This window comes from Thermostichus sp. MS-CIW-26 (assembly GCF_054059115.1).
This window is the reverse complement of record NZ_JBSSBV010000041.1, coordinates 1-23400: the sequence shown is the minus strand read 5'-3', so window position 1 is coordinate 23400 and position 23400 is coordinate 1. Positions and strand designations below refer to the sequence as shown.

Genomic DNA, 23400 nt, shown 5'->3' with positions numbered 1-23400 from the left:
TTGGGGGCTGTCGTAAACCAGCCTAGAGGTTCGTGGTTGGCTTGCCAACTGCAGGGCTACCGAAAGCCCGCCCTGTACTGCGAAGCAGTCAGGGTTGGGTAGTTTACAACATCCAAAAAGCGTTATCGGGTTTACAGTGAGTGTGAATAACCCAACAAGCGTGAGGCTGAACCGATGACACTGGCTCAGGAGGCAACTGCCCAAGTCCCCGCCTTTTGCGAAGGGATCCAGTACTTCGGGGATCCCTGGCCGGAATTTGACCGCCTGGGCCAGGCCCCTGCAGTGGATGCCGGCACCGGGAAACTGAGGGATCCCGGCAGTCGTATGGCCGCCTACCAAACCTTGCTCTATGCCGATGCCTTGCGCTACCTCACCCTGCAAATGACCGCCAGCAAAGCCTCAGGCCACCCAGGGGGATTTGCCAGCCAAGCAGAAGCCTATGCAGCTCTGGTGTACCTGGGCCAGAAGAACATCCCCACCGAAGTTGGGCACCACGCGCCGGGCTTTTACGCGGCCATGTTTTTGGATGGATCCCTGGCCGAGATGGGCATCCACACCGTCGCCGACCTGCGGGCCCGTTTTCGAGAACGGGAAGGGCTGTTGGGTCACCTCTCTGGCTACATTCCCGGACTGCTGGCGCCGGCTGGGCCGCTTGGGCAGGGGCAGCACTTTGCCATGGCGGGGGCATTACTCTATCCAGATCGTCTCTTCCCGGTCACGATTGGGGATGGCGGCCTGGGAGAGCCCTATGTGATGAGCTCCATGATTCACTTCCACACGGCTTTCCCGCAGCGCACCAACTTCCTGCCGGTACTGGTTTGGAATGGCTACAGCCAAGAACACCACAGCATGATCTCCACCGCCAGCAACGCCCAGATGGCCGAGTATTGGCGGGGCAACGGCTTTGAGGAAGTGGTGTTGGTGGATGCCAAGGACTTTGACGATGCCCAACAGCCTGGCCCTTACGTCGACAGCACTCAGTTTTCCCTAGAAGCCCGCCTTGCCTTTGCCCAAAGGGTGCTGATCGAAATGGAGCGAGCCATCCAATCAGCCCTGAGCGGACAATTAACGGTTTTCATCCTCAAGCAACTGAAGGGGGCTGGGGTACATGCCAAGGGCTCCAAGTCCCACAACCTCTACGGCCACCACACTCTGGATCACCCGGACATTGTGGCGGCTCTGCGGGCGCGGGCCTTACATCCGGCAGCTTGGGCCCTGGTGCGACAAAACTGCCAACGGGCAGCCGGGGGGCCAGCCGCCAAGGTGGCGGTTACAGAGTTCGTTCGGCCTTTGCCGCCTTTGGGATCCCTGAACCTGACGGAGTTTCCCCTGGGGGACAAGCAGGTTTCCACCACGGCCATCGGATCCCTGGTGGTGCAGGTGGGGCAGAAGGATCCCGACTTTTTGGTGGCCAATGCCGACGGCAACGAAGCTTCCGGCATCGCCAATGTGAACCAAGGTCTCAAGGTGATTCACCCCACGGTGGATCCCCTCTACAACCAACAGCCCCAAGGACAAGTCTATGAGCCCCTGAGCGAAGATGCCTGCGCAGGACTGACGGCGGGCCTGGCGCTCTTCGGCGGACGCTCCCTGTGGTGCTCCTACGAGTCCTTTGCCGTCAACGGCCTACCCATCTGGCAGACAGTAACCCAAGCCATGGCAGAGCTACGCCGACCCACCCCCTCGGCCATTGCCCTCTTCACTGCCGGCGCTTTGGAACAGGGGCGTAACGGCTGGACCCACCAACGCCCGGAAATTGAAGCCTACCTGGCAGCCATGATGCGCAACGGCAACATCTTTCCCCTCTTCCCGCCGGATGCCAACTGTGCCCAAGCTGCCTACGAATGGGCCCTATCCACCTGCAACAAAGGGATCCCTATCATCGCCAGCAAAACCCCCCTGCCCATCCGCACCACCCTCGAACAAGCTCGCCAAGCAGTAGAGCAAGGCTGCATCGTCCTTCAGGAGTTTCCCGGATCCCGAACCGTCGTCTTTGCCGTGGTGGGGGATATGATTCTCCTGCCCGTGTTCGAGGCGGCTGAGCAGCTCCAAGCCCAAGGGATCGGCTGCAAAATCGTCTCGGTGATTAACCCCCGCCGTCTGTATCGCCCCGGCGACGTGGCCTGGTCCACCTGTGCCCAGCCAGATGGGGAATTCATGTCCGACCAAGAATTTGCCGCTTGGTTTGCCGGCGAGGCCCTCATCGGCGTAACAGGCGGATCTAGCCTGATGCTCGAACCCTTGATGTTGCGCTATGCCGGCCCGCGGGATTTCTTCGCTTGGAAACGCGGCGAAACCACCGCCACCCCCGCCGAATTGATGGACTACAACGGCCTGACAGCTCAGGCACTGTCAGAACGAGCCAAGCAACTGCTATGCTGAGGGCGAGCTTTTAGCTTGGTTAGCATTGTCCACCTTATTTTTTCCTATGACTGAGGCTAGCTATCTCCGAGAGAAGCTTGAGAGGATATCTCCCACCGAGAGGGTAGAGCGAGTTATTGTCCAACACTTTGCTGTTCCCCTCCTGCATGCGCTTGGCTTTCACGACTTGGAAATTAGATATGAATTCGAGACAGGTTGTGGCCAGGTCGACCTCGCCGCAAGAAAGAACGAAGATCCTGAAGATACTTTCTTTAACTCCCAAAGGAACCCCTACTTGCTTTTGGAGGCAAAATCCAGAGTAGTCAACCTCAAAGAAGGATCTTACTATAGGGATGCAGTTTGTCAAATAGAAAGCTACCTGCTCGGCGAGAACTGCAAATCTGCAAAATGGGGAATTATCACCAATGCAAACAACATCCAGATCTGGAGGAAGCATGGAAAAGTCGTCTACCCTGCTACAGCAAACTTCTCCATTAATCCAGATAACATTGAGAGCATAGTGCGTAACTTGCGAGACAAGATAGAAAACTATGAGCGCGCTCTGACTGTATGCGTGTATAACAATAAAGGGGGCGTAGGCAAAACAACGACGGTCATTAACCTTGCGGCAGCACTAAAAACCAAGGGAAAAAAGGTCTTAGTTGTTGACTTTGATTCTCAGGGTGATCTGACAAGAAGCTTGGGAGCCACTCCTGGAAAAATTACACTGACGCAATGTTTAAAGGATCCCAAAATAGACATCCATGCCATTGTCCAAACATATAGACTCGAATGTAGACTCAAAGGCAAGCAGACTACCCTTCCCATCTTCGACATTATCCCAAGAGACCCTGAGCTGGAGACGTTGACCGACAGCCAGTCGCTAGCATATATCCAAAAGGGAACCCGACGCCTTCGCGATCTGATTGCCCCTCTTCGCAATGAGTATGATTACATCCTAATCGACTGCCCAACTCAATGGCTTTACTTCAGCCAAAGTGGTGTTTTTGCTGCCGATGTTATTTTGATACCTACCCGCCCCGACGATCTGTCTTCCCTGAATAATGCTGCTAGAGTAATCACCAGCTTTGTTCCAGAAACTGCTAAGTCACGACAGGATGGCGGCCCCAGGACTTTGCCTATCTTTTTCAACGGCGTCCCCTCAGAAAGCGAAAGAAGCGAAAACGCTATTAAACGAGCAAATGATGAGATAGAAAAAATTGTCAGCCAAGAGAGAAGCATGAACCTACTTCCATATTTCTGGCCGCATTTTAAGAGAGGTAATGAAAACAAAAGCATTTTTGGGATACCTGACTATGCAGTGATATCCTCTGCAAGCTTTGATCGAAGGCCTGCCGTCTTTAGTCGCAAGAAAGTTTTAGAATACTACCAGAGTCTTGCCCGTGAGTACTTTATCGATGAGTGAGTTTTCAGATCTAGGTAGGTTGGTTAACTTACCCCTTGAGAGCATTACGCCCGCCGATGGGTTTTCTGCTCCCTCCTTCCTTGTTACAGCAGCCGCAAATCAGCTAAGGGCAACAGGAGGACACAACTGGCTTCCTCTGCTGGTGGTCGAGGCTGGCGACTATCAGTACAAAGCCATTGGTAACCATTTTGTCTATGCAGTTGCTCAAGAAGCGGGACTGGAAAGGCTATGGTGTATCGTTGTCGATCCTGATCCAGAGCAGGTTAAGCAGGCCCAGATTCTCGCCAAAGAAATTGTTCCGAAGGTAAATTTGACCAATACATCGAGAGAGACTATCTTGGCTGCGCTAAGATACCTAGCCGAGCAACCCAGCAGTCCCCTCAAGGGAGTCGATGTAACCATTGCAGCTGCCCGGATTGCAGAGGCGGATAGAAGTTGGTGGCAGGACTTAACCCCCATAACCAAGCTTGGGTGCAAAATTACGCGAGGCAAAAAACTGGATGCCCTATCGGAAGTATTTTTCGTAACTCCTACAGCGTTGCCCCCTACTCTGAAGAAATCATCCAAGAGATCTGCGGCATCCGCTGGCGCGAAGAAAGCGACCTCAACTCGCTCGCGGAAAAAAGGAGAGAGCTGAAAGGGATCCCTTCAAAAACATATTCTCCTCTCCACATCACCGAGGCCCGACTCCGCTTGCTGTGGGATGCCTGCCTCAAGCCTCCCTTTGAATGGCTACTGCCACCCAAACAGCCTTGGCCGCTCTCAACAACAGCCTCCATGGCAGGTATGCTCTGCTTACCTAGGACGACCGGATCCATCTGGAGCTCATGCACAGGATGATCACCAGCATCTTGGAGATCGACCTGACCCAAACCGTCCGGTATTATCTTGACCACAGGGATCCCCCCCTTATCGCCTGGATCCTGGGCCGTGATCAAGCGCTCCAGACCTGTTGAAACCTCATATTGTTCAGGGTCAGGCCCCATTGGGATCCAACGCTGCCACAGATCCGAGGCTTTGTAGCTACAGAGTTTGAGGACTCGATAAACTTATGAGGTCGAAGCTCAACGGCTGGAACCGGGCTGAAAAAAAGTGGGGTAGCAGATTTCAATATGGACTTCATGATCAACTCCTTGGATCTGAGGATCTAGTGTGGGATGTTCTCTATCAGCAACACCTGCAAGAGTAAGCGAGCAAGGTTAAGCCTTGACTATACAGAATTAAACAAAATACTAACAGAATTTAACCCCTCCTTAGTCTCACCTTAATCTCAGCTGCTTATCATGCTCTCAAAGCAGTCTTTTCCCTGACCCTCGGAGGAGTCCTCATGAGAGCCCAGCCCTTATCTTTGTCATCCATTGCCCGATTAGCTACCTTTTCCCTTCTAGCCGTGGGATCCCTGGGATACTCAGTCGCTGCCCAAGCAACCACAGAGCTGACCTTCTTCTATCCGGTGCTGGTACCGGGCCCCATCACTGAATTGTTTGATGAATTGGTGGATGATTTCACTCAGCAAAATCCTGATGTTGCCATCACATCCATCTATTCCGGTAGCTATGACGAAACAACCGACCGGATCCAAACCCTGCTGAGAGGCGGTGGTGATTTGCCTGATATTGCCATCATCGGCAACCAGCACACAGTAATGTATGTGGATCTCGATGCCATCATTCCCTTAGACGATTTCATAGCCGCAGAAGGGGAGGATTACATCGCTGATTTTGTCCCAGCATTTATGCAGAATCCAATTTTTCGGGGCCACACCTGGAGCATTCCTTTCCAACGCAGCACCCCGGTGATGTACTACAACAAAGACATGTTTTTGAAGGCTGGGCTGGATCCCAATCAGCCCCCCACCACCTGGGACGAGGTAATCGACTATGCCCAAAAATTGACCCAGCGTGATGCGTCGGGCAATGTCACCGTCTGGGGAGTGCAGATTCCATCTGATATTGATGCTTGGGTGATTCAAGCCATGGCAGCCGGCAACGGTCGGCCTTGGGCAGATGAAGAAGTGGCCAATCGAGTCTATTTCGACGATCCCGCCACCGTGGAGGTGTTGGAGTATTTGCGAGCCTTGGCCAAAGAGTATGAGGTGATGCCGGATGGCCTCATTCCCTGGGCCGAAACACCAGCCGCCTTTACCAGTGGTCGGGCTGCCATGATTTACCACACCATCGGCAGTCAAACAAACATTCTCAACCAGACGGCGGGAAAATTTGAGGTGGGGGTAGCCTTTATTCCCGGCAAGCAAGACTTTGGGGTGATCACCGGTGGGGGAAACTTGGCCATCTTTAACAATGGCGATCCTGAAAAACAAGAAGCAGCCTGGCGGTTCATCCGCTTTTTGACCGAGCCCGAAATCATGGCCCGTTGGTGTGCAGGTACAGGCTATTTGCCGGTTACCCGCTCCTCGTTTGAACATCCAATTTTCCAGGCCTATCTCAAAAATGCTCCCGGAGCAGCGGTCGCGTTCGATCAGTTAAAGTATGCAGCTAAACAGATGGCAGTGCATGATCTACTCAAGGTAACAGATGCCGTTAAAGCCGGGATCCAAGCCAGCATCACCGGAGAGATGGACCCCGCTGAGGCGATGCAGCAAGCGCAAGCGCAAGCAGATGCCATCCTAAGCCGCTACCCTGACTGATCCCAATTTGAGATTCCCCAATCATGGAGATTAAGGAAACCCTGGTGGCCGATTGCAAGGGATCCAAACTAGATCAGGGATCCCGAAACCGTGCATGGCCTAGGTATGTGCTGGGTTGGCTGTTGGTGTTGCCAACCCTAGTGGTGGTGGTGACCTTTACGATACTGCCACTGGGGTTGGCCCTAATCAGCAGCTTGACGGTGGATAAGTGGACGGATCCTCTCGGTCGACAGGGATCATTTGTGGGGTTGGCAAACTATCTAACCCTGTTTGCTAACCCCATTTTTGCTCGAGTAATGAGCAACACCCTGACCTTTGTGGGGGTGACTGTTCCCGTCAGTCTGGTCTTGGCCTTTGCCTTTGCACTGCTGGTCAATGGCTCTTTAAAAGGGCAGGGGATCCTGCGGCTGGGCTTCTTTTACCCGGCTATCTTGCCGATGGTGGGGGCAGGAACCATATGGCTGTTCATCTATAACCGCAACTTTGGCTTGCTCAACCAGGTCATCAGCTGGTTGGGGATCCCCGCACAGAATTGGCTGGGATCCCCCCGCTGGGCCTTAATGGCGGTGATGGTAATGACCATCTGGAAGATCACCAGTTATTTCATGATCTTCTTTCTCGCCGGGCTGCAAAATCTGCCTGATGATGTGCTGGAGGCTGGTAAGATTGATGGGGCAAATGACTGGGAAAGCCTAATATATTTGGTTATTCCACTGCTAAAAAATACAATCTTTTTTGTGACAGTAATTGCTCTTGCAGATGCATTTCAAACCTACGATCAAATTGCAGTGCTGACCAAAGACGGTGGCCCCAACCATGCCACAAATCTATTGCTGTTCAACATTCGGATCGCCTTCAGTAATGGAGACTATGACTTAGCTAATGCCCAGAGCATAATCTTGGTGATTATCATCTTAAGTCTAACAATCTTAGCCTACTGGATATCAGAAGGAAGAAGGCAGATAGAGGAATGAGTGCAGTGTTCCTGATCATAAAGATAACGGCTAAGATGCTGGCCCAGAGATGGTACACCTTTCGCCGTTCCCACGGGATCCTCTTTGTTCTCAGCTGGGGTCTAATGCTGCTCTGGCTGGTACCACTCATTTGGATCGTAGCGATCTCCTTTCGACCGCCTGAGATTTCGTTGGGGAGGGGATCTAGTCTGTTTGCAGGCACCCTTAGCTGGGCTAACTATGCCAGAGCATGGCGTATTTTGGCACCTAGTTATGCCAATACCCTGATCATGGCATTCGGAACTCTAGCGGTACAATTAGTCACCATTACACTGGCAGGGTACGCCTTTGCCCGCTTGAGGTTTCCGGGTCAGCGTTGTCTATTTATCATCTTATTGATTCAAATTATGATACCTATTACTGCCTTGATCATCCCCAACTTTTTTATCATCAGAAAACTGGGATTATATGATACGGTATTGGCGGTGATGGTTCCATATTTTGGATCTGCCTTTGGGGTTTTCTTGATGCGGCAAACTTTTAGAGGAGTGCCAATAGAGTTAGAAGAAGCAGCACGGATTGATGGAGCTAACTTATTGCAAATTCTAGTATATATTTATATTCCTAGTGGGATTCCAGGTTTGCTAGCTTTCTCATTTGCCTCAATAATTTATCGCTGGAATGATTTTCTGCTACCGTTATTAGTAACCGCTGATAAAGCCGCCCCCTTGAGTGTCAGACTCAGTATCTTGGCAGCCAGCGAGGGTGGGATCCAGTGGCCCCAATTAGCGGCTGCTACCGTGTTAGTTATTTCTCCACTGGTAGTTCTTTTTGCGATTCTACAAAAACAGTTTGTCAGAAGCTTTAGCTACTCTGGCTTAAAGTAAGCTCTGTTGTTTAGGAAGAAAATTAATGCACTCGAAAATGACAGCAGGTCAGCGACAGAAGCACATTTTAGAAGAAATCAGTAAGGAAGGGCGGATCAGTGTTGCTGAGATTGCAGTTTGTCTCAATGTCTCTGAGATGACAGTGCGTCGAGATCTGATGGGCCTAGAGAAACGAGGCCTACTAAAGCGTAATCATGGGGGTGCCACCTTATTAACAGCTCAGGTATTGGATGATCTCTATTCCTGGAGTACCCGTATCAAACATCATGTGGAGGCAAAGGTTGCCATTGCCAATGCGGCAGTACAACTAATCAAAGAGGGCGACCGGATTATCCTACATAGCGGCACAACTATTGCCTTTATGGCACGGCTATTGCGCAACTATGGCAATCTAACCATTGTCACTAATAATGTTTTAGTATCAGAGGAATTGATGGGGTGTACTCAATTAGATGTGCTTTTAACTGGTGGAATTCTTAATCATGATCTAAAGCAATTGAATGGCCCTCTGACATTGCAGTCTCTCAATTCTATACGCGCCGATAAGGTGTTTTTAAGCTGTAGTAGTGTCTCTGCTCAGCAGGGCTTGTTTTCTACTAGTGTCCAAGATGAGGTCATTCTAGAGCAAACTTCTATTCAGAACTCTCAAGAGGCTTATTTGTTGGTGGATCATACCAAGTTCCAGCGACTTGACTTTTGGGTTGTTGGACAAATCCGGCAGTTGAAAGCAATCATTACAAATGCTGATGTTCCCACCCATTTAGTGCAAGACATCGAACGGCAAGGGGTTCAATGTATTTTGGCGCAATAAGAATACATTCATAGGGAAAGCATCAGGTTTTTTTCATGCCAATTAATGGATAGGTAATGATACCAAACGTCCCATCCTGCAGCGCAATCCCCACCCGGCGAGCCTCCCGCTCTGCCGCACTCACCCCCGCCGGATTGGCACGGATCCCCAGAAACCCCAAAGCAATCTCCTGCTGAAACGCCTTATCCTTGAGGGATCCAGGCTTAGGAGGTAACGTCCCCCGCAGATACAGCCGACTATTGCGGAGCAAGATGGACAAACCCACATTGGCAGACTTCAGCCGACCATTGGCTTGAGCGATCCGCTCCAGAGTGGCTTTGGTGATGCTGTCCACCAGCTCAAATCCTTCACTATCAGCTTCACTAAAATAATAGGCTGATCCGACTCGAAATGACCCTATTTGTCCCAGTCCTAGAAACAGCGCAAAGTGGCCCCAAAAAGCCAGAAGCCCTACTCCACAACGGAAAGGGGCCTCTAGTAAGGGTTTCATAGAGATGGCTCAGGCGTGATTTGAACACGCGACCAAGGGCTTATGAGTCCCCTGCTCTACCGCTGAGCTACTGAGCCAGGACAGCGCTTAACTAGAATAGCACTCTTGGGCCGGAACTGCGCCTCAGAAAATCCCCTCAGCCCCCTCTCGGGAAGAAGCCCCAGACAAGGCAATGCCTATCGGCAGGCCAGGGCAGCTTCGTAAACCCGTCGGTTGGCCGCGAGAGACTTCTCCAAATCCACCAGTGGGCGAGGGTAGTCCACCCCCAATCGGACTCCAAATTGCTTCTGCTCGGCAGCAGTGAGGCGATAGGGCTCGTGGATTTTATCCCCCGGGATCCCGGCCAATTCCGGCAACCAGTGGCGCAGATAGTCTCCTTTGGGATCGTACTCGCGAGATTGCTTGGGGATGTGGAAGTAGCGGAAGCCGCGGGCATCGTTCCCTACGCCGGCGGTGTAGTTCCAATTGCCGTAGTTGCTGGCCACGTCGTAGTCGATGAGCAGCGACTCAAACCACTCAGCGCCCATGCGCCAGTCGATGCCCAGGTTCTTGGTCAAAAAGCTGGCCACATTCTGCCGTCCCCGGTTGGACATAAACCCAGTAGCCGCCAGCTCCCGCATGTTGGCATCCACCAAGGGGTAGCCCGTCTCACCCCGACACCAAGCCTGAAAGCGCGGCCAATCCTGCTGCCAAGGGATAGGGATCCCTTGGATCCCAGAGGGACGGAACAGTTTAGCGCCGTGCTTGGCCAAGATAAACCGAAAATAATCCCGCCACAGCAGCTCAAACACCAGCCAGTAGGTGGACTCATTGCGCACCCGCTCCTGCTCGTAACGCTTGACCTCGGCATAGACGGTGCGAGGGGAGATGCAGCCCAGCGCCAACCAAGCAGAAAGCCGGGAGCTATCGTCGGGATCCAACATGCCGTTGCGGGTTTCTTTGTAGAGGCGCAGCCGATCCCGATCCCAAAAGTAGGTTTGCAGGCGGGCATGGGCAGCAGTGCTCCCGCCGGTGTAGGTGAAGCGAGCCCGTGGATCCCCGGCAGGTGGGGATAGCCCCAGCGAGGCCAAAGTAGGCAGAGGGCCGGGATCCAAACCCGATGGCAGGGGGGGGATCGAGGGAATGGGCAAGGGATCCCGGATGGGGGTGCTCCCCTCGACTTGCTTTCGAAAGCGGGTGAACAGCTCCGGCAGTTGCGAGAGACAAAAGGGGAGATCCTCAGGGTGATAGAGGGTATGGCCCCAATCAACCTGCAGCCGGATCCCCAGAGACCGCAAAGCCCGCTCAACAGCAGCCGCCACCTCCTTCTCCTCGGTGCCCACCTCTTCATGGGCGTAGACCGCCTTGACTCCCCACTCCTGTGCCAAGGTGGGGATCACGTGTTCCGGCTGTCCCTGGCGGATCACCAAATCCGAGCCGCGCGACCGCAACTGCTGCCGCAAATCCGCCAAACTCTCCAGCAAAAACTGACCGCGGAAAGGGCCGGTTCTGGGGCGGAGCCCAAGGGAAGTCTCGCCGAACTGGCGGGGATCCAAGCAATACAAGGGGATCAAAGGGGATCCCTGTTGGCAGGCCCGCGTCAGCGGCTGGTGATCCAGCAGGCGCAAGTCGGTGCGAAACCACAGCAGGACGGTCATTCTGCAGCTACCCTACACGGATCCCGCGGACTCAGACTTGGACACCCGAACCCCAGCTGGACGCCCCAGCTCAGGGCTGGGAACAAAATGAGGCACATCGGCAGCCGGGATGTGAACAGGGGCCTTGGTGCGCGGATGATAGGTTTGCCGGGCGGGACGATGGCGCAGCGAGAACGTGCCAAAGCGAGCCAGCCGCACGGATCCCCCCTGGGCCAGGCATTGGCTAATGCTGTCCAGCATAGCCTCCAGAGCAGCAGCAGCCATTTCCACGGTCAGGCCATCCACCTGCGCGGCCATCTGGCGGGCCAGCAAACGGCGAGTCAAATGAGGAGGAGAAGCCACCGACCGACCCTCTAGACAACAGAACACAGACAGGGGCTTAGAGCACCTCCAGTTCACTCTCGAAAAACCAATGTCGAGAGCGATCGGGAAACTCCAGAATGTAGCCGACACCGCTGCCATCGACCACACGCCGTGCCAGCACCACAGCCTCTTTGCCCACCAGAGCGCTGAGGTTTTCTTGTCCGCGATCCTGGACAGAGCGAACTTTGACCTTATTTCCAACCTTGATCGCCATAAAACCGCGAAGAGACTTACCACTCAAGATGGTACGGCAAAAGTCCCCTTGCCGAGCTCCTGCCGCACCTCTGCTGGGGTTGACCCCGATGGGATTGCTAGAATGGGGTCAGAGTGCCGTGCCCCAGGGAAGACTGCCTCCGTGATTGCCCTTTCCCTCAAACCCGCCCACTGCTCCTGGAGCGTTATCAGCTTTCCCTCCACCCTCTACACTCAGCCTGTCCTCGATCTCTTGATCTCAAAAGTCCCTCCTGCCTGGAGAGCGGAAATACGTTTGGGCCTACAGGAAGCGATCATCAATGCCGTCCGCCACGGCAACGGCCTCGATCCCAACAAGAAGGTGATCATCGAGTACGCCAGCTCGGAGCCCTTTTACCAATGGCTGGTGCGAGATCAAGGGCCCGGCTTTTGTCCCCAAGAGAAGCTCCACCGATGCCAACATAACATCTTGGAAACCGAAGAGTCGGGCCGAGGAATGCTGCTGCTCACCCAAATCTTCGACTTTGTGGAGTGGAATGAAACAGGCAACCAGGTCTACCTGGCCAAATACATCCACGCCAACTGCCGGGATCCCTGGATAGTCTGACCCTCAATACCACTCCCAAAACAGCTTGCCCATTTGGGTAATCTGGCAGCCCCGATCGGGGTAGGGAGCTTCAGAAACCGCTAGGGCTGTGGTGGCGAAGGCAAAGCGCGTGGATGACCAGCGGGATCCCTTAGCGCTCCGCGCCGCTGACGCGACCGGGTCGGGCAGCTCGCTTTCCAAGAGCAACCCCAGGGATCCATAGCCATAGCCCAAATTGCGGTGGGGCAGGGAAGCCACCAACTTGCGCCAGGCGCGATTTGCACTCAAGGGGGGATCCGCGAGGGCCGTCTCCAGAGCCGCCAGAGAAGAAGCCAGGTAGGAATAGCCTTTGCGATCGGCATGATACACCTGTGCCGGCAGCGGGATCCCTGGCAGCGTTAGCGCTCCGCGCCGCTGACGCGACTGGGGGAGAGCCTCTGCCGCCTGCAATGACGCGGATCCTCCTTTCCCACTGACTTCCAGCAGCTCGCCTGCCAACACAGGGATCTCCGGTCGATGGATAGAGCGGTAAGGACTCTGTCCCGCTGTCGCCACCGGCTGGGGTTCTGACTGCCCCCCTGCGGGAATGGTTGGTTTGGCCCAGGCGGTGGCGGTGCCACGCTTCGTTGCCAGAGAGATTACCTGCCAGCCTTGGGCGCGTGCCCGCTCATCCAAGTCGAAATAAGGACTCCGTCCCGCTGTCGCGACCGACTCATCCGGCAGCTTACCGACCCACAGCCAGGCTGGATCCCCGTCGCCGGGCAAAAGGGCAAAGGCAAACTCTCCCCGTTCCGGCAACAGACGCTGCCAGTCCAGCGCCACCTGAGATTGCAAGCGCTGCAGCCACTGGCCGGGATCCACCCGCAACCCCAGGGGATTTAGGGGCTGGATCTGCCCCAGGCTCTGCCAAACTGAGGCCAGATTCTCTCCGGAAACCAGCGCCAAGGTCTCATCCGGCAGATGTTGAAGGATCTGCGGGCGAAAGGCTTCTGCTGTCGGCAAGGAGAACCCGGCAGGCGCATGCCAGAGGGCAGCACTTTCGGCCACCAAGCCGCGGAAGTTTACCCCCAACCCCAGCCCTACCGCCTGCAACGTCAGCCCATCTGAAGAAACCGCCTCTGGATTTTGCCAGAAGGCCCAACCCACATGCGCCTCCCGCAAGGGCTGGATGACCTGCTGAAACAGAGGCTGAGCCACCAGAGACAACTGCGGCAACTGCCAAGCATCGATGGCGGCGCGAATGGCAGCAGGCTGCTCCGCCAGCAACACGTATTGCTCGCCGAAAACGGCTGCCGAGAAACCCTGCAGGCCCGGAATCGGGCTAGACACCACCTGAATGCCCTTGTAAGTGTCTACCTGCACCGGCCTCCCGGCCAAGCTCTGCCGTTCCCACAACAGGTTCAGCTCAAATTGAGAGAGCGCCGCATCCTGCGTTTCCAGGGCAACCAAGGTGCCCCACTCCGGCAAGCTGGCCAAGAGGGTGCTCTTCCCCAGCCAGGGCCGCACCTCCCGCTCGAAATCAAGGGATCCCCCGGCCAGCATGGATCCCAGCCAGCCTGGGCCTTCAGGGGAGAAAAACTTTTGCCACTGCTGACGGGCAGCGCGTCGCTGGGGGGCAGGAGTTGCCGCTTGCCAAAACGCTTGCACCTCGTCCAGGGGAACGGCCAACACCAGCAGCGCTTGCGCAGAGCTGGGGGCAAAGCCCACAATGGGTGGCAGCTCCGGGTGGGCCAGCAACAAAGCTACCGGACTGCGGGTGAGCAGCCACACGACAACCCACACCATCAGGGCGGCCAGAAGACCCAACCCGATTAGGATCCCGCGCAAGAGTTGCCGTCGTCCCATATCTCATCTCTTCACCGAGGGAGACGTAGCGCGTGTACCCAGGCCCTACTGCTCTGCACTGCTGGCATGAACAGGCCTAGTGAAGAAGCGCTGCCCTCAGTCCTGCATGATAAAACCTTACCATGGAACAGAGGCTAACCCTGGTGTGCCAGCTGGAGCCCACCGCTGAGCAGGCGGCCAAGTTTAGAGGCACCCCACAAGCCTTTGTGATCCGCACCACCATTCCAAATGCGCCCCTGTGTGCGTCCAACGCGCAGATAACCCTGCCCTGACCAGCCCGGCAGCTATCTAAGCCCATCGGAAAACCAAACCCATGTCAGAGTTTCAACTGGTTTCTCCCTATCAACCCACCGGAGATCAACCTAAGGCAATTGCCGGTTTGGTGAAGTCAATTTCAGAAGGCCATCGTTTCCAAACCTTGCTGGGGGCAACCGGAACCGGCAAAACGTTTACCATCGCCCATACCATTCAGCAGGTGGGCAGGCCCACCTTAGTGATGGCCCACAATAAGACTTTGGCAGCACAACTGTGCAATGAGCTGCGGGAGCTTTTTCCTCACAATGCCGTTGAATACTTCATCAGCTATTACGACTACTATCAACCGGAAGCCTATGTTCCCAGCACCGATACTTACATCGCCAAATCTTCTTCCATCAACGATGAAATCGATATGCTGCGGCACTCGGCTACCCGCTCCTTGTTTGAACGGCGAGATGTGATTGTGGTGGCCTCGGTGAGCTGCATCTATGGTCTGGGCATGCCAGAAGAATACCTGAAGGCTTCCATCCCCTTCAAAGTCGGCCAGGAGATCAACCAACGGGATGTCTTGCGGGCTCTGGCCAGCATCCAGTACGAGCGCAACGATTTAGAGCTGGTGCGAGGGCGATTTCGCCTCAAAGGAGATGTGCTGGAAATTGTGCCGGCGTATGAGGATCGGGTAATTCGCATCGAATTTTTTGGGGATGAGATCGAGGCCATTCGCTTAATCGACCCGGTTACAGGTGAGATTTTGAACAGCCTCAGCGCCCTTAGAGTTTATCCTGCTCGGCACTTTGTAACGCCGGAAGCACAACTGGAGCGGGCAATCCTCAACATCGAGCAAGAACTGGAAGAGCAACTGGCCCTCTTTCTCAAAGAAGGCAAGCTCCTGGAAGCCCAACGGCTGGAACAGCGCACCCGCTACGACCTAGAAATGCTGCGGGAGGTGGGCTATTGCAATGGGATCGAAAACTACTCTAGACATTTAACGGGACGCAAAGCAGGAGAGCCCCCCGCCTGCTTGGTGGATTATTTCAAGGCCAACGATTGGCTGCTGGTGGTGGATGAATCCCACGTGACCGTGCCCCAAATTCGCGGCATGTATAATGGCGACCGTGCCCGCAAGCAGGTGCTGGTGGATCACGGTTTTCGCCTGCCCAGCGCCCTCGACAATCGCCCCCTCAAAGCCGAAGAGTTTTGGGCCAAAGTTCATCAGTGCATCTTTGTTTCGGCTACTCCCGGCAACTGGGAACTGGAGCAGAGCGAGGCCCAATTTGAAACCCGGGTGGAAGATGGCAAGACCTTGAAGTTTTATGTGCAGGGCAGCGGTCGGGTTATCGAACAGGTGATTCGGCCCACTGGGGTGGTGGATCCCGAGGTGCATGTGCGCCCCACGGCTGGGCAAGTGGACGATTTGCTGGGAGAAATTTACTTGCGATTGGAACGCTCTCAGCAGGGATCTGCCGAACGGGTGATCGTGACCACCCTCACCAAACGGATGGCAGAAGATCTCACAGAATATCTCCAGGAGCGAGGGATCCGAGTTCGCTATTTGCATTCCGAGATCACCTCGATTGAGCGAATTGAAATCTTACAAGATTTTCGAGAAGGGGCCTTTGACGTGTTGGTGGGGGTCAACTTGCTGCGGGAAGGGTTGGACTTGCCAGAAGTTTCTTTGGTGGCCATTTTGGATGCCGACAAAGAAGGGTTTTTGCGAGCAGAGCGCTCCCTGATTCAGATGATCGGGCGGGCAGCGCGGAATGTCCGTGGAACGGTGGTGATGTACGCCGACACCATGACCAGCAGCATGGCCCGGGCCATTGCCGAAACCCAGCGTCGCCGCGAAATTCAATTGCAATACAACCGCCAACACAACATCACGCCCAAGCCCATCGTCAAGAAAAACAGCAATGCCATCTTGTCTTTTTTGGCCATCTCCCGCAAACTTAACGACCCAGATTTGGAAAAAGCCTTTCAAGCTGCGCAAGAGATCCCTCTCTCCGAGATTCCGGAGCTGATCGGCCAACTGGAACTGAAGATGAAAGAGGCCGCCAAAAACCTAGAATTTGAGGAAGCCGCCGAGCTGCGAGATAGAATCAAAAAGCTGCGTCAACGCCTTCTGGGCCATTCTCAGGGCACCTAAAATCCTTGCTCAGATCGGCCAAAATTGAGGTCGGCTTGTGCCACCATGAGCTTGCGGGGCAGCACCAGGGATCCCCAATTGATCGATAGGCGTTCGTACCAAACCGGCCATGCAGGACTCCGTCCCATTTCGGCGAGCAGTTCTCTTGATTGGGCTGACGGTGGGGATAGGTCTCTGGCTTACCCCTGCCGTCGCCTCTGCCTCCTCAGGGATCCCCTTGGCTCAAGCCCTTGAATTTCGGGATCCCAACTTTTTCCTGGCCGATCCCCGACCCACACCGGCTGAAGCGCCAACTCCTGAGGGATCCCCTGCCCCAGCCCCCAGCCCAGTCGGGATCCCTTTGACCGGCCAAGAGGGCACAGAAGTGCTGGTCGGGAACATACCGGTGTTCCGCCTGCAGACGGCAGACTACCCCAGCGATGTGCGGGCCGACAACGTTCGGGCGATCATCGAGCGCTTTCTCGAAGAAGGCCAGTTGCCGGAGCCAGAGGTACGGGTGGCCCAGGATACCAATGGGCAATACATCTTACGCCTGGGGGAAAGAGGCCGCTTTGAGGCCACCCAACGGTATTTGTTCACCGTCACCTATGCCGATGCTGCCGCGGAGCGCAGGGTGGCACTGGGTCAGGTGAACCTGAATGACGTGCGTCTGGTGGCTAACAGTTGGGCGCGGCGGTTGGAGCAAGCGATTGCCGATTACCGCGAAGATCTGCTGGCTCTGCAGCGGGCCCAGGATCCGCGCGTGCTGGTTCTGACCCTTTTGGCAGGGATCGCCACCCTGGTGGTGGGGTTCTTTCTCTGGCGGCTGTTCGACCGCAGCTTAACCCGTCTGCAACGCTGGTTGGAGCTTAAGGCCGGAGAGACCTGGGGCACCTGGATTGATGTGGGTGGGATGCTGCTGCGGGGCGTGGGGGTGATCCTCATCGCCGGCATCTCGCTGGATCGCGGTATCAGCTTCATCCCTGCCCTACGACCGTTTCAGCGCTCCTTTTACCTGGGCCTGGGTCGTGTGGTCGCCACGGCTCTGGGCGTTCTCACCCAGCCTCTGCCCAACTCCAGCGTTTCGATTGCCAGCTTGCTGGTCTTCCTCCTCCTTTCTATCTTGGTTTTCACTGGCGCCCACTACGTCAGTGTTGGCTTCAAGCAGCGCTTTTTGGCACGCCTGGGGCTGGATCTGGGCACCCAAGAGTCTTCGGCGGCCATCTTCAAGTACATCCTGACCCTGTTCGGCATCCTTCTGGTCTTGCCCTTCAGCGGCCTTAATCTGGGCTCCTTGGCGGTTATTGCCGGGGCGGTGGGTTTGGGGATCGGCTTTGGTTTGCAAAACCTCTCCAACAACTACATCAGCTACATTGCCATTTTGCTGGAGCGCCCCATCCAAATCGGGGATCTGGTGGAAGTGGACAACTTGCTCGGCACGGTGGAGCGCATTGGGCCACGGGCTACCGTCTTGCGCACCCTGGATCGCATTTTTGTGATCGTGCCCAACTCCCGCTTTACCGAATCGAAGGTGGTGAACTGGAGCTACCGGGATCCCCGCTGTCGCATCCACATTCCGGTCGGCGTGGCCTACGGCTCCGATACGGCCCTGGTCACCGAAGCTCTGCTCAGCGCAGCCAAAGAAAATGCTCGGGTGTTGAGCAGCCCTGCCCCCCAAGTCTGGCTCAAGTCCTTTGGCCCTTCTGCGCTCAACTTTGAGCTGCTGGTGTGGATCAACCGTCCTCAAGATCAGTTTGTCTTGATCAGCGAGCTAAACTTCCTAATCGAGGCTGAGTTTCGGCGACGTGGGATCCGCATCCCCTTCCCGCAACAAGATATTCATATCCGCAGCCTAGAGGGATTTGCCCCCCTCAGTCAAAATGGCGGATCCCCTTCTTTGCCCGATACCGACTCCATTCACTCTGCCCTCAAAGAAGCGGCTCAATCGCCGGAAGACCAAAATGGTGTTTCCTAAGCTATTGCCTGCCATTGACACCCTATCGACACCATGTTGCAGCGGTTAGATGAGGTACTGGGAAGCTTTGGCAGCCATCCCCATTGGGCTGAACTGAAGCAAATGCAAACCCTGCGGCAGCTCTGGCCCGAACTCGTCGGAGAGGCCGTAGCCGCCCAAACCTATCCTCTCAGCCTGCGCCGACAGGTGCTGCAGGTGGCCACCTCTACCCCGGCCTGGGCACAAAACTTAACCTTGCAACGCCAGATCATTCTCAGGAAACTCAACAGCCGGCTACAATCTCCCCTCAGCGATATCCGCTTCAGCTCTGGTGCCTGGCACAAGGGATCCAGCCCGGCTGCCCCCCATCCTGATGCGGAGCTGACCAGCAAGTTTTATGGCGCTCCCCGCCTAGCAGACCAAGATGGACAACGCCCTGGATCCTGTCGCAGCCCCAATCCAAAACAGCCCACCTCCGACCCGAAAGTGGCTTTCGAGCGCTGGGCCAGAGTGGTGAAGCAACAACAAACCCAGGAGAACCTGTTCCCTTGCCCCGCCTGCCGCTGTCCCACCCCTGCCGCCGAATTGGAGCGTTGGTTTGTCTGCGGGTTCTGCCATCGACAATCCTTGCGCCCGCGCGGCCACAGTTGTTCCGGTTAACCCAAAAATCAATCGTTCATAGCCCGATAGGTGGCCACCGAAGACGGCGATACACGGTTTAGATAGCGAAAGATCCAATACTTAAAAAGCGTATCTAGGAAAACCGGAAAAGTAGCAATAAAGCCGTAGATAAAATCGCGGTTCTCCGGTACCCCCAAATGGGCAGCCAAATTACCCAGCAGCACCTCCCAACCGTGGGGAGAGTGATAACCGACAAACACATCGGTAAAGAGAATAATAATGAAAGCCTTGGCACTGTCGCTGAGGCCGTAGATCAGACGATCCAAAAAAGACTTGAGGACTTCGATTTCCTCACGCCCAATAAAGATAAGCCAGCCAAACACCAGCAGCGAAAGCAAATCAGCAAGGATATTCTTCAATCCTTCCGAGTTCCTACGGCTATATTTTTTCAGCAGTTCCTCTGCCTTCATGGACAGTTGCTCTTCTGATTCCAGATCCCACTCTGGGGGTTGATGGTGCAAAGCTCGCTCAAATTCTATTCTTTCCTTGAAAAACTCGAACTCTGACAGGGCTTTTTCTTGGAATTCGTGGCTTAGAGCCACAATGGCAGGCTCCCGTTGTTGCAAGTGATCTACCAATGGCCCAAACAGAAAGTTTTTCGAGAGGATCTGGGTGAGCAGAGGCAAAACGGCCAACAACAACAGAAAACGAATCGATACCAGTGTGCGAGTGCGAGCCTCGCGATACTCCTGGATCAGTTCCTCTTCGGCCTGGGAACTCAGCTCACGGCGGATTTGGCTGGCTGTGCGCAGAATAGAACGGGGCAGAATCGCAGCTTTGGAAGCGACCGGGGCAGCGCCATTGCCGGAGCCTGCCTTGACAGAGACATTAGAAGAACTGGGTTGGGTTGAGGTAGGTTGTTCTGGCCGTTCGAGAGGCTCAGGTGAAGTGGAAATTGAAGCAGAGATGGGCTGGGATTTTCTGGTCGGGCGTTTGTATCGAGAAGTCACCTGATCGATAAACTGCAGTTTCTCCAAGATGGAAAGATCTCGTCTTTGGCGACCATTCTCAGGGTTTTCGCCGTTGCTTTCAGGAGCATCGACCTCAGCGGCATGGCGTTCTTGATCTTTATCTTGGGCAGAAACAGGGCCACTGCCATTTTGCTCGGGATCCGGCAGGCGAGAAAGGGCGCTGCTGGCTCTGAACTCTGCCAAACGCAGATCGATCTGGCGCAGTTGCCGGCGCAGTTGAATTTGAAAGTAGCGGCTGACATTCTGGCCATGTTGCCCGTTGCTGCCGATGGATCCTCCCTGGAAGTATTGATCCTCGATGGCTTTAATGCGCAGGGCAGCCTCATAAGCTTGGTCAAGGGAGCGCAGGGGGGTATTCGAGATCCATTGGCCCAGCCTGCTCAATACGGATTCTCCCATTGCTCGTTCCCGTGGCACTCCCCATGGGGGCCGATCCACACATTACAGTGATCCGATTGACTAATTATTGTAACGAGTCCTGGGTGCCTAGGCGGGAATCCCAACGGTGGAGAAGTACTTGCAGAGACTGGCCCTGCCTCGACAGAAGTACAGACCGGCACCTTTGGGTCAGAGCAAACTTCAGTATCCCTTAAAGCGCTTGAGGGCAAAGCCACAGATCTGCAGCAGCCGCAGCCCCTCTCGCACATGGTGAATGTTGGAGCGACCATAGGTTCTGGGGAAATAGCGCACGGGGATATCCAGGATCTTCAGGGTGCGCTTGGCGGATCCCAGCAACAGGTCAAAATCTCCAAACGGGTCGAAATCCCCCCACTCTTGGCACAGCTTGGCAATCTGCTGGTAATCCTCCCGCCACAGGGCCTTGGTGCCACAGAGGGAATCTTTGATGCGGATGCCGAGAATATAGGAGAGGAGAGCGGCAAAAAAACGATTGGCCCATTGGTTCAGCCGAGGCATTGCCTCCGGTTTCAGGGGGTAGATAAGGCGACAGCCATTGGCAAAGTCGCACCGCCCAGAAGCCACAGCCCGGAAAAACTTGGGCATGTCCTCTGCCTGTACCGTCAAATCGGCATCGAGGATGATCAACACATCCCCTGTAGCGGCGGCTAGCCCCTTGCGCACCGCATCCCCCTTGCCCTTGCCCTCCTGCCGTAGAGCCCGGATATTGCGGATCCCTTGGTATTCCGCCTGTACCCGCTGGATCTCGGCCCAAGTCCCGTCGCTGGAATGCCCCTCCACAAAAATGATCTCGGTGCGGGATCCCATCTCGGGCAAATGTTCCACGCAGCGGCGGATGTTGCCCGCTTCATTCCGAGCCGGAATCACCACGGTGCAGGAAGGCTGCTGCTCAGGGGGGGGATCCCAGGCAGGGTCGGGCTGCAGGCGAGCGATTGTGTACTCTGTCAGGCAGAGGGCGTTGATCCCGGGCAATGGGGCAATCACCCGGTTGATCACAGTCGAAAGGAACGGGATCCGCCGCGGCAACAACAGCCGCTTGCCCTGCTGAATGACCTCGTATCCTGCCAAGTGCAGCAGGTTGGCCACATCGGCTGCCGATAACCAGTTGGCTGCCGGCAGAGGCATCCGTTGCTTCAGAGCGGTTGCCAAGCCCAGAATCGGCTCCCAGAGCGGGTTGTGGTGGGAGAGGATCAGGCGGGTGCGTGGGGTACAGAAGCGGCGCAACTGCTGGAGAACCTGCTGGATGTCGGCCAGGTAGCCCAGGGTATTGACGAGCAAGATCACATCAAAAGGCTCCGCCAAGACGGGATCCTCTTTGTCCAAGGTGTGGGCATCTTGCACCCGGAAATGGAGATGGGGAAACTCTGCCTGAGCTTGGGCAACAATGTCCGCATCCCGGTCGATCCCCACCCCGAAGCTGGGCTGCAAGGCATTGAGCAGGGATCCCGTGCCGGAACCAATCTCCAAGATGCGCAAACCGGCAGGGACAAAAAAGCGATGCAGCCGCTCCAGATCCTCGTGGTAGTAGCGGTTTTTTTGCCGCCAGTAATACAAGGGGTGGGTCAACGCTGGCAAGGGATCCCTGGGGTATCGCTGGATAGTCTTCGATCATAAGGTGTGATCGTTTGCAACAACGGCTTCAAGCACCTTAGATCTCAATCTGTTGGTCACCCAACCCAGCTGGATCCCCGACAACAGGGGCGAAGCCCTCCAGCGATTGCGTACCGCAGCCACATCTTGCCACCCCAGTCTCTCCCCACCCAGCGATAGCAGTACAGGGAAAAGGGAAGCATTGGCGGGCAAGTGCCAACGAGCGGGGATCTCAGCGACGACGCACTTTATCCCTTTGGCTGACAAAGATGATGGCGCCAAAGAGAGCCCCCAGCACAACTGCACCAGCCACCAAGCTCCAGAGGAAGTTAGCAAGTGAGGGAGTCATAAAAGCGTTTCCTCCTCGTGCAAATAACCATTGCCCAACGGCTTTTCGATTATACCGAGCCCTGTCACCCTTCCAAAGCCTGCCTTTGTCCCTGCCGGGCGCTGTCATTTGGTAGTTTGGTATTCCAGGGGCACCTCCTCTAGGGTTTGGCTCTTGCCGGCAAAGGGGTTATCCGGCGTTAAGAACAGCATACAGTGACATTCCTTTCGCTCCCGCATGGGTACACAGGGGCAATTCCAATAGCCTGCTTTTGCTTCTGCCTCTTTGTCTTCATAAAAACGACAGGGACACAGCGGGGCGCCCAATTGCTCTTTGTGCAGAGCCAAGCCTTCGATCACCGCCGTCGTAATTGATGGATCCGAGCAGAAAAAGGTCTCGGAGCGTTTGGCGTAGGTTTCTGCGAAATGCCGCATCAACTCAAAGCTCTTCTGTGAGGACTTTTTGTAACCACGACTTTCCATGACGATTCCCAAAAGTGGAACTAACCGGCTGTTGCTAGCAATGGGGTTCACAGCTTTTTCCGACGACGCCTCCCGAAGCCAGTACAGACGTGTAGGGGGCCGGGATTCTATTAACTCCACAGATAACTCCACAGACCTCCCACAACGTCGAGAAAAGCTGTATCTCGCTCTTCGTTGTACAGCAGACCTCTAGGCAGGACAAAAGATTATGCCCTTGCTGTTACACAAGGCAACATCTAGGGGCCGTAGCAAGAGCCAGCCTTGGCGTACTCTACAGAATACCTTGACATCCTCCCCGGCCTTTAGGCCGGAGATTCCTACCACGCTGCGCATGGATGGCTCCTTGCGCAGTCGTCTCGGCGGGTTCCTGCTTCCGACCGCCCGTGCAGTTCGATCCAC

The 23400-nt window shown here is 55.3% G+C and carries 22 protein-coding genes and 1 tRNA gene; 12 read left to right on the top strand and 11 right to left on the bottom strand.

All coding sequences use genetic code 11. The features are described from left to right. The first annotated feature begins 174 nt into the window (after positions 1-174). From ACVWZU_RS11625 to ACVWZU_RS11595, 7 genes are all read left to right on the top strand, one after another. Positions 175-2382: a phosphoketolase family protein gene (locus ACVWZU_RS11625; protein WP_457445016.1), complete on the top strand. Its 2208-nt coding sequence runs from the start codon at positions 175-177 to the stop codon at positions 2380-2382. A gap of 46 nt (positions 2383-2428) precedes the next feature. Further along, complete coding sequence (locus tag ACVWZU_RS11620) at positions 2429-3787, top strand: AAA family ATPase (RefSeq protein WP_414399919.1); 1359 nt, start codon at positions 2429-2431, stop codon at positions 3785-3787. Continuing rightward, positions 3780-4424: a Rho termination factor gene (locus tag ACVWZU_RS11615; protein ID WP_457445014.1), complete on the top strand. Its 645-nt coding sequence runs from the start codon at positions 3780-3782 to the stop codon at positions 4422-4424. Before ACVWZU_RS11620 ends, ACVWZU_RS11615 begins: the two co-directional genes overlap by 8 nt. Positions 4425-5114: 690 nt before the next feature. Next, a complete protein-coding gene (locus ACVWZU_RS11610; RefSeq protein WP_457445012.1) occupies positions 5115-6434 on the top strand; it encodes an ABC transporter substrate-binding protein in 1320 nt (439 codons plus the stop codon). Positions 6435-6559: 125 nt separating this feature from the next. Continuing rightward, positions 6560-7408: a carbohydrate ABC transporter permease gene (locus tag ACVWZU_RS11605; protein WP_457445010.1), complete on the top strand. Its 849-nt coding sequence runs from the start codon at positions 6560-6562 to the stop codon at positions 7406-7408. Beyond that, positions 7405-8274, top strand: coding sequence for a carbohydrate ABC transporter permease (locus tag ACVWZU_RS11600; RefSeq protein ID WP_457445008.1), 870 nt, complete (start codon positions 7405-7407; stop codon positions 8272-8274). The genes ACVWZU_RS11605 and ACVWZU_RS11600 overlap by 4 nt, the downstream gene beginning before the upstream one ends. A 25-nt stretch (positions 8275-8299) precedes the next feature. Further along, positions 8300-9085, top strand: a complete 786-nt coding sequence (locus tag ACVWZU_RS11595) for a DeoR/GlpR family DNA-binding transcription regulator (RefSeq protein WP_457445006.1) — start codon at positions 8300-8302, stop codon at positions 9083-9085. 22 nt (positions 9086-9107) lie between these two features. On the opposite strand, the gene ACVWZU_RS11590 is transcribed toward ACVWZU_RS11595, so the two are convergent. The 5 genes from ACVWZU_RS11590 to petP form a co-directional block, all read right to left on the bottom strand. After that, the gene (locus tag ACVWZU_RS11590) at positions 9108-9419 is read right to left on the bottom strand and encodes a hypothetical protein (protein ID WP_457445004.1); all 312 of its coding nucleotides are present in this window, start codon (positions 9417-9419) and stop codon (positions 9108-9110) included. Positions 9420-9580: 161 nt separating this feature from the next. Beyond that, positions 9581-9652 (bottom strand) — tRNA-Met (locus ACVWZU_RS11585). Positions 9653-9751: 99 nt separating this feature from the next. Further along, positions 9752-11212, bottom strand: a complete 1461-nt coding sequence (locus ACVWZU_RS11580; protein ID WP_457445002.1) for a DASH family cryptochrome — start codon at positions 11210-11212, stop codon at positions 9752-9754. A 12-nt stretch (positions 11213-11224) separates the two neighbouring features. Further along, a complete protein-coding gene (locus tag ACVWZU_RS11575; RefSeq protein ID WP_238376891.1) occupies positions 11225-11554 on the bottom strand; it encodes an HU family DNA-binding protein in 330 nt (109 codons plus the stop codon). Between the two features lie 37 nt (positions 11555-11591). Continuing rightward, on the bottom strand, positions 11592-11789 hold the full coding sequence (gene petP / locus ACVWZU_RS11570; RefSeq protein ID WP_041436278.1) for a cytochrome b6f subunit PetP: 198 nt from the start codon (positions 11787-11789) through the stop codon (positions 11592-11594). 141 nt (positions 11790-11930) lie between these two features. On the opposite strand from petP, the gene ACVWZU_RS11565 reads away from it, so the two are divergent. Further along, positions 11931-12374: an ATP-binding protein gene (locus ACVWZU_RS11565; protein WP_011432443.1), complete on the top strand. Its 444-nt coding sequence runs from the start codon at positions 11931-11933 to the stop codon at positions 12372-12374. Positions 12375-12377: 3 nt separating this feature from the next. On the opposite strand, the gene ACVWZU_RS11560 is transcribed toward ACVWZU_RS11565, so the two are convergent. Further along, the gene (locus ACVWZU_RS11560) at positions 12378-14198 is read right to left on the bottom strand and encodes a DUF3352 domain-containing protein (RefSeq protein WP_457445000.1); all 1821 of its coding nucleotides are present in this window, start codon (positions 14196-14198) and stop codon (positions 12378-12380) included. Between the two features lie 122 nt (positions 14199-14320). Here ACVWZU_RS11560 and ACVWZU_RS11555 point away from each other — a divergent pair, with 122 nt between their 5' ends. Both ACVWZU_RS11555 and uvrB read left to right on the top strand, forming a co-directional pair. Further along, positions 14321-14470 (top strand): hypothetical protein, encoded by a 150-nt coding sequence (locus tag ACVWZU_RS11555; protein WP_457444998.1) that lies wholly within the window; start codon positions 14321-14323, stop codon positions 14468-14470. Between the two features lie 41 nt (positions 14471-14511). Further along, on the top strand, positions 14512-16599 hold the full coding sequence (gene uvrB / locus ACVWZU_RS11550) for an excinuclease ABC subunit UvrB (protein WP_457444996.1): 2088 nt from the start codon (positions 14512-14514) through the stop codon (positions 16597-16599). On the opposite strand, the gene ACVWZU_RS11545 is transcribed toward uvrB, so the two are convergent. Continuing rightward, complete coding sequence (locus tag ACVWZU_RS11545; RefSeq protein ID WP_414343450.1) at positions 16596-16727, bottom strand: hypothetical protein; 132 nt, start codon at positions 16725-16727, stop codon at positions 16596-16598. The genes uvrB and ACVWZU_RS11545 overlap by 4 nt on opposite strands. Between ACVWZU_RS11545 and ACVWZU_RS11540 the strand changes: the two genes are divergently transcribed. Next, positions 16709-18553, top strand: coding sequence for a mechanosensitive ion channel domain-containing protein (locus ACVWZU_RS11540; RefSeq protein WP_457444994.1), 1845 nt, complete (start codon positions 16709-16711; stop codon positions 18551-18553). The genes ACVWZU_RS11545 and ACVWZU_RS11540 overlap by 19 nt on opposite strands. A gap of 33 nt (positions 18554-18586) precedes the next feature. Beyond that, on the top strand, positions 18587-19192 hold the full coding sequence (locus tag ACVWZU_RS11535; protein ID WP_457444992.1) for a DUF721 domain-containing protein: 606 nt from the start codon (positions 18587-18589) through the stop codon (positions 19190-19192). A gap of 8 nt (positions 19193-19200) precedes the next feature. On the opposite strand, the gene pxcA is transcribed toward ACVWZU_RS11535, so the two are convergent. The 4 genes from pxcA to ACVWZU_RS11515 form a co-directional block, all read right to left on the bottom strand. After that, positions 19201-20583 carry a proton extrusion protein PcxA gene (gene pxcA / locus ACVWZU_RS11530; RefSeq protein WP_457444990.1) on the bottom strand — a complete coding sequence of 461 codons (1383 nt, stop codon included), beginning with the start codon at positions 20581-20583 and terminating at the stop codon, positions 19201-19203. A 180-nt stretch (positions 20584-20763) separates the two neighbouring features. Beyond that, positions 20764-22167 (bottom strand): glycosyltransferase, encoded by a 1404-nt coding sequence (locus ACVWZU_RS11525; RefSeq protein WP_457402453.1) that lies wholly within the window; start codon positions 22165-22167, stop codon positions 20764-20766. 256 nt (positions 22168-22423) lie between these two features. Next, a complete protein-coding gene (locus ACVWZU_RS11520) occupies positions 22424-22540 on the bottom strand; it encodes a photosystem II reaction center X protein (protein ID WP_011432450.1) in 117 nt (38 codons plus the stop codon). Between the two features lie 104 nt (positions 22541-22644). Beyond that, a complete protein-coding gene (locus tag ACVWZU_RS11515; RefSeq protein WP_011432451.1) occupies positions 22645-23001 on the bottom strand; it encodes a ferredoxin-thioredoxin reductase catalytic domain-containing protein in 357 nt (118 codons plus the stop codon). Between the last annotated feature and the right edge of the window lie 399 nt (positions 23002-23400).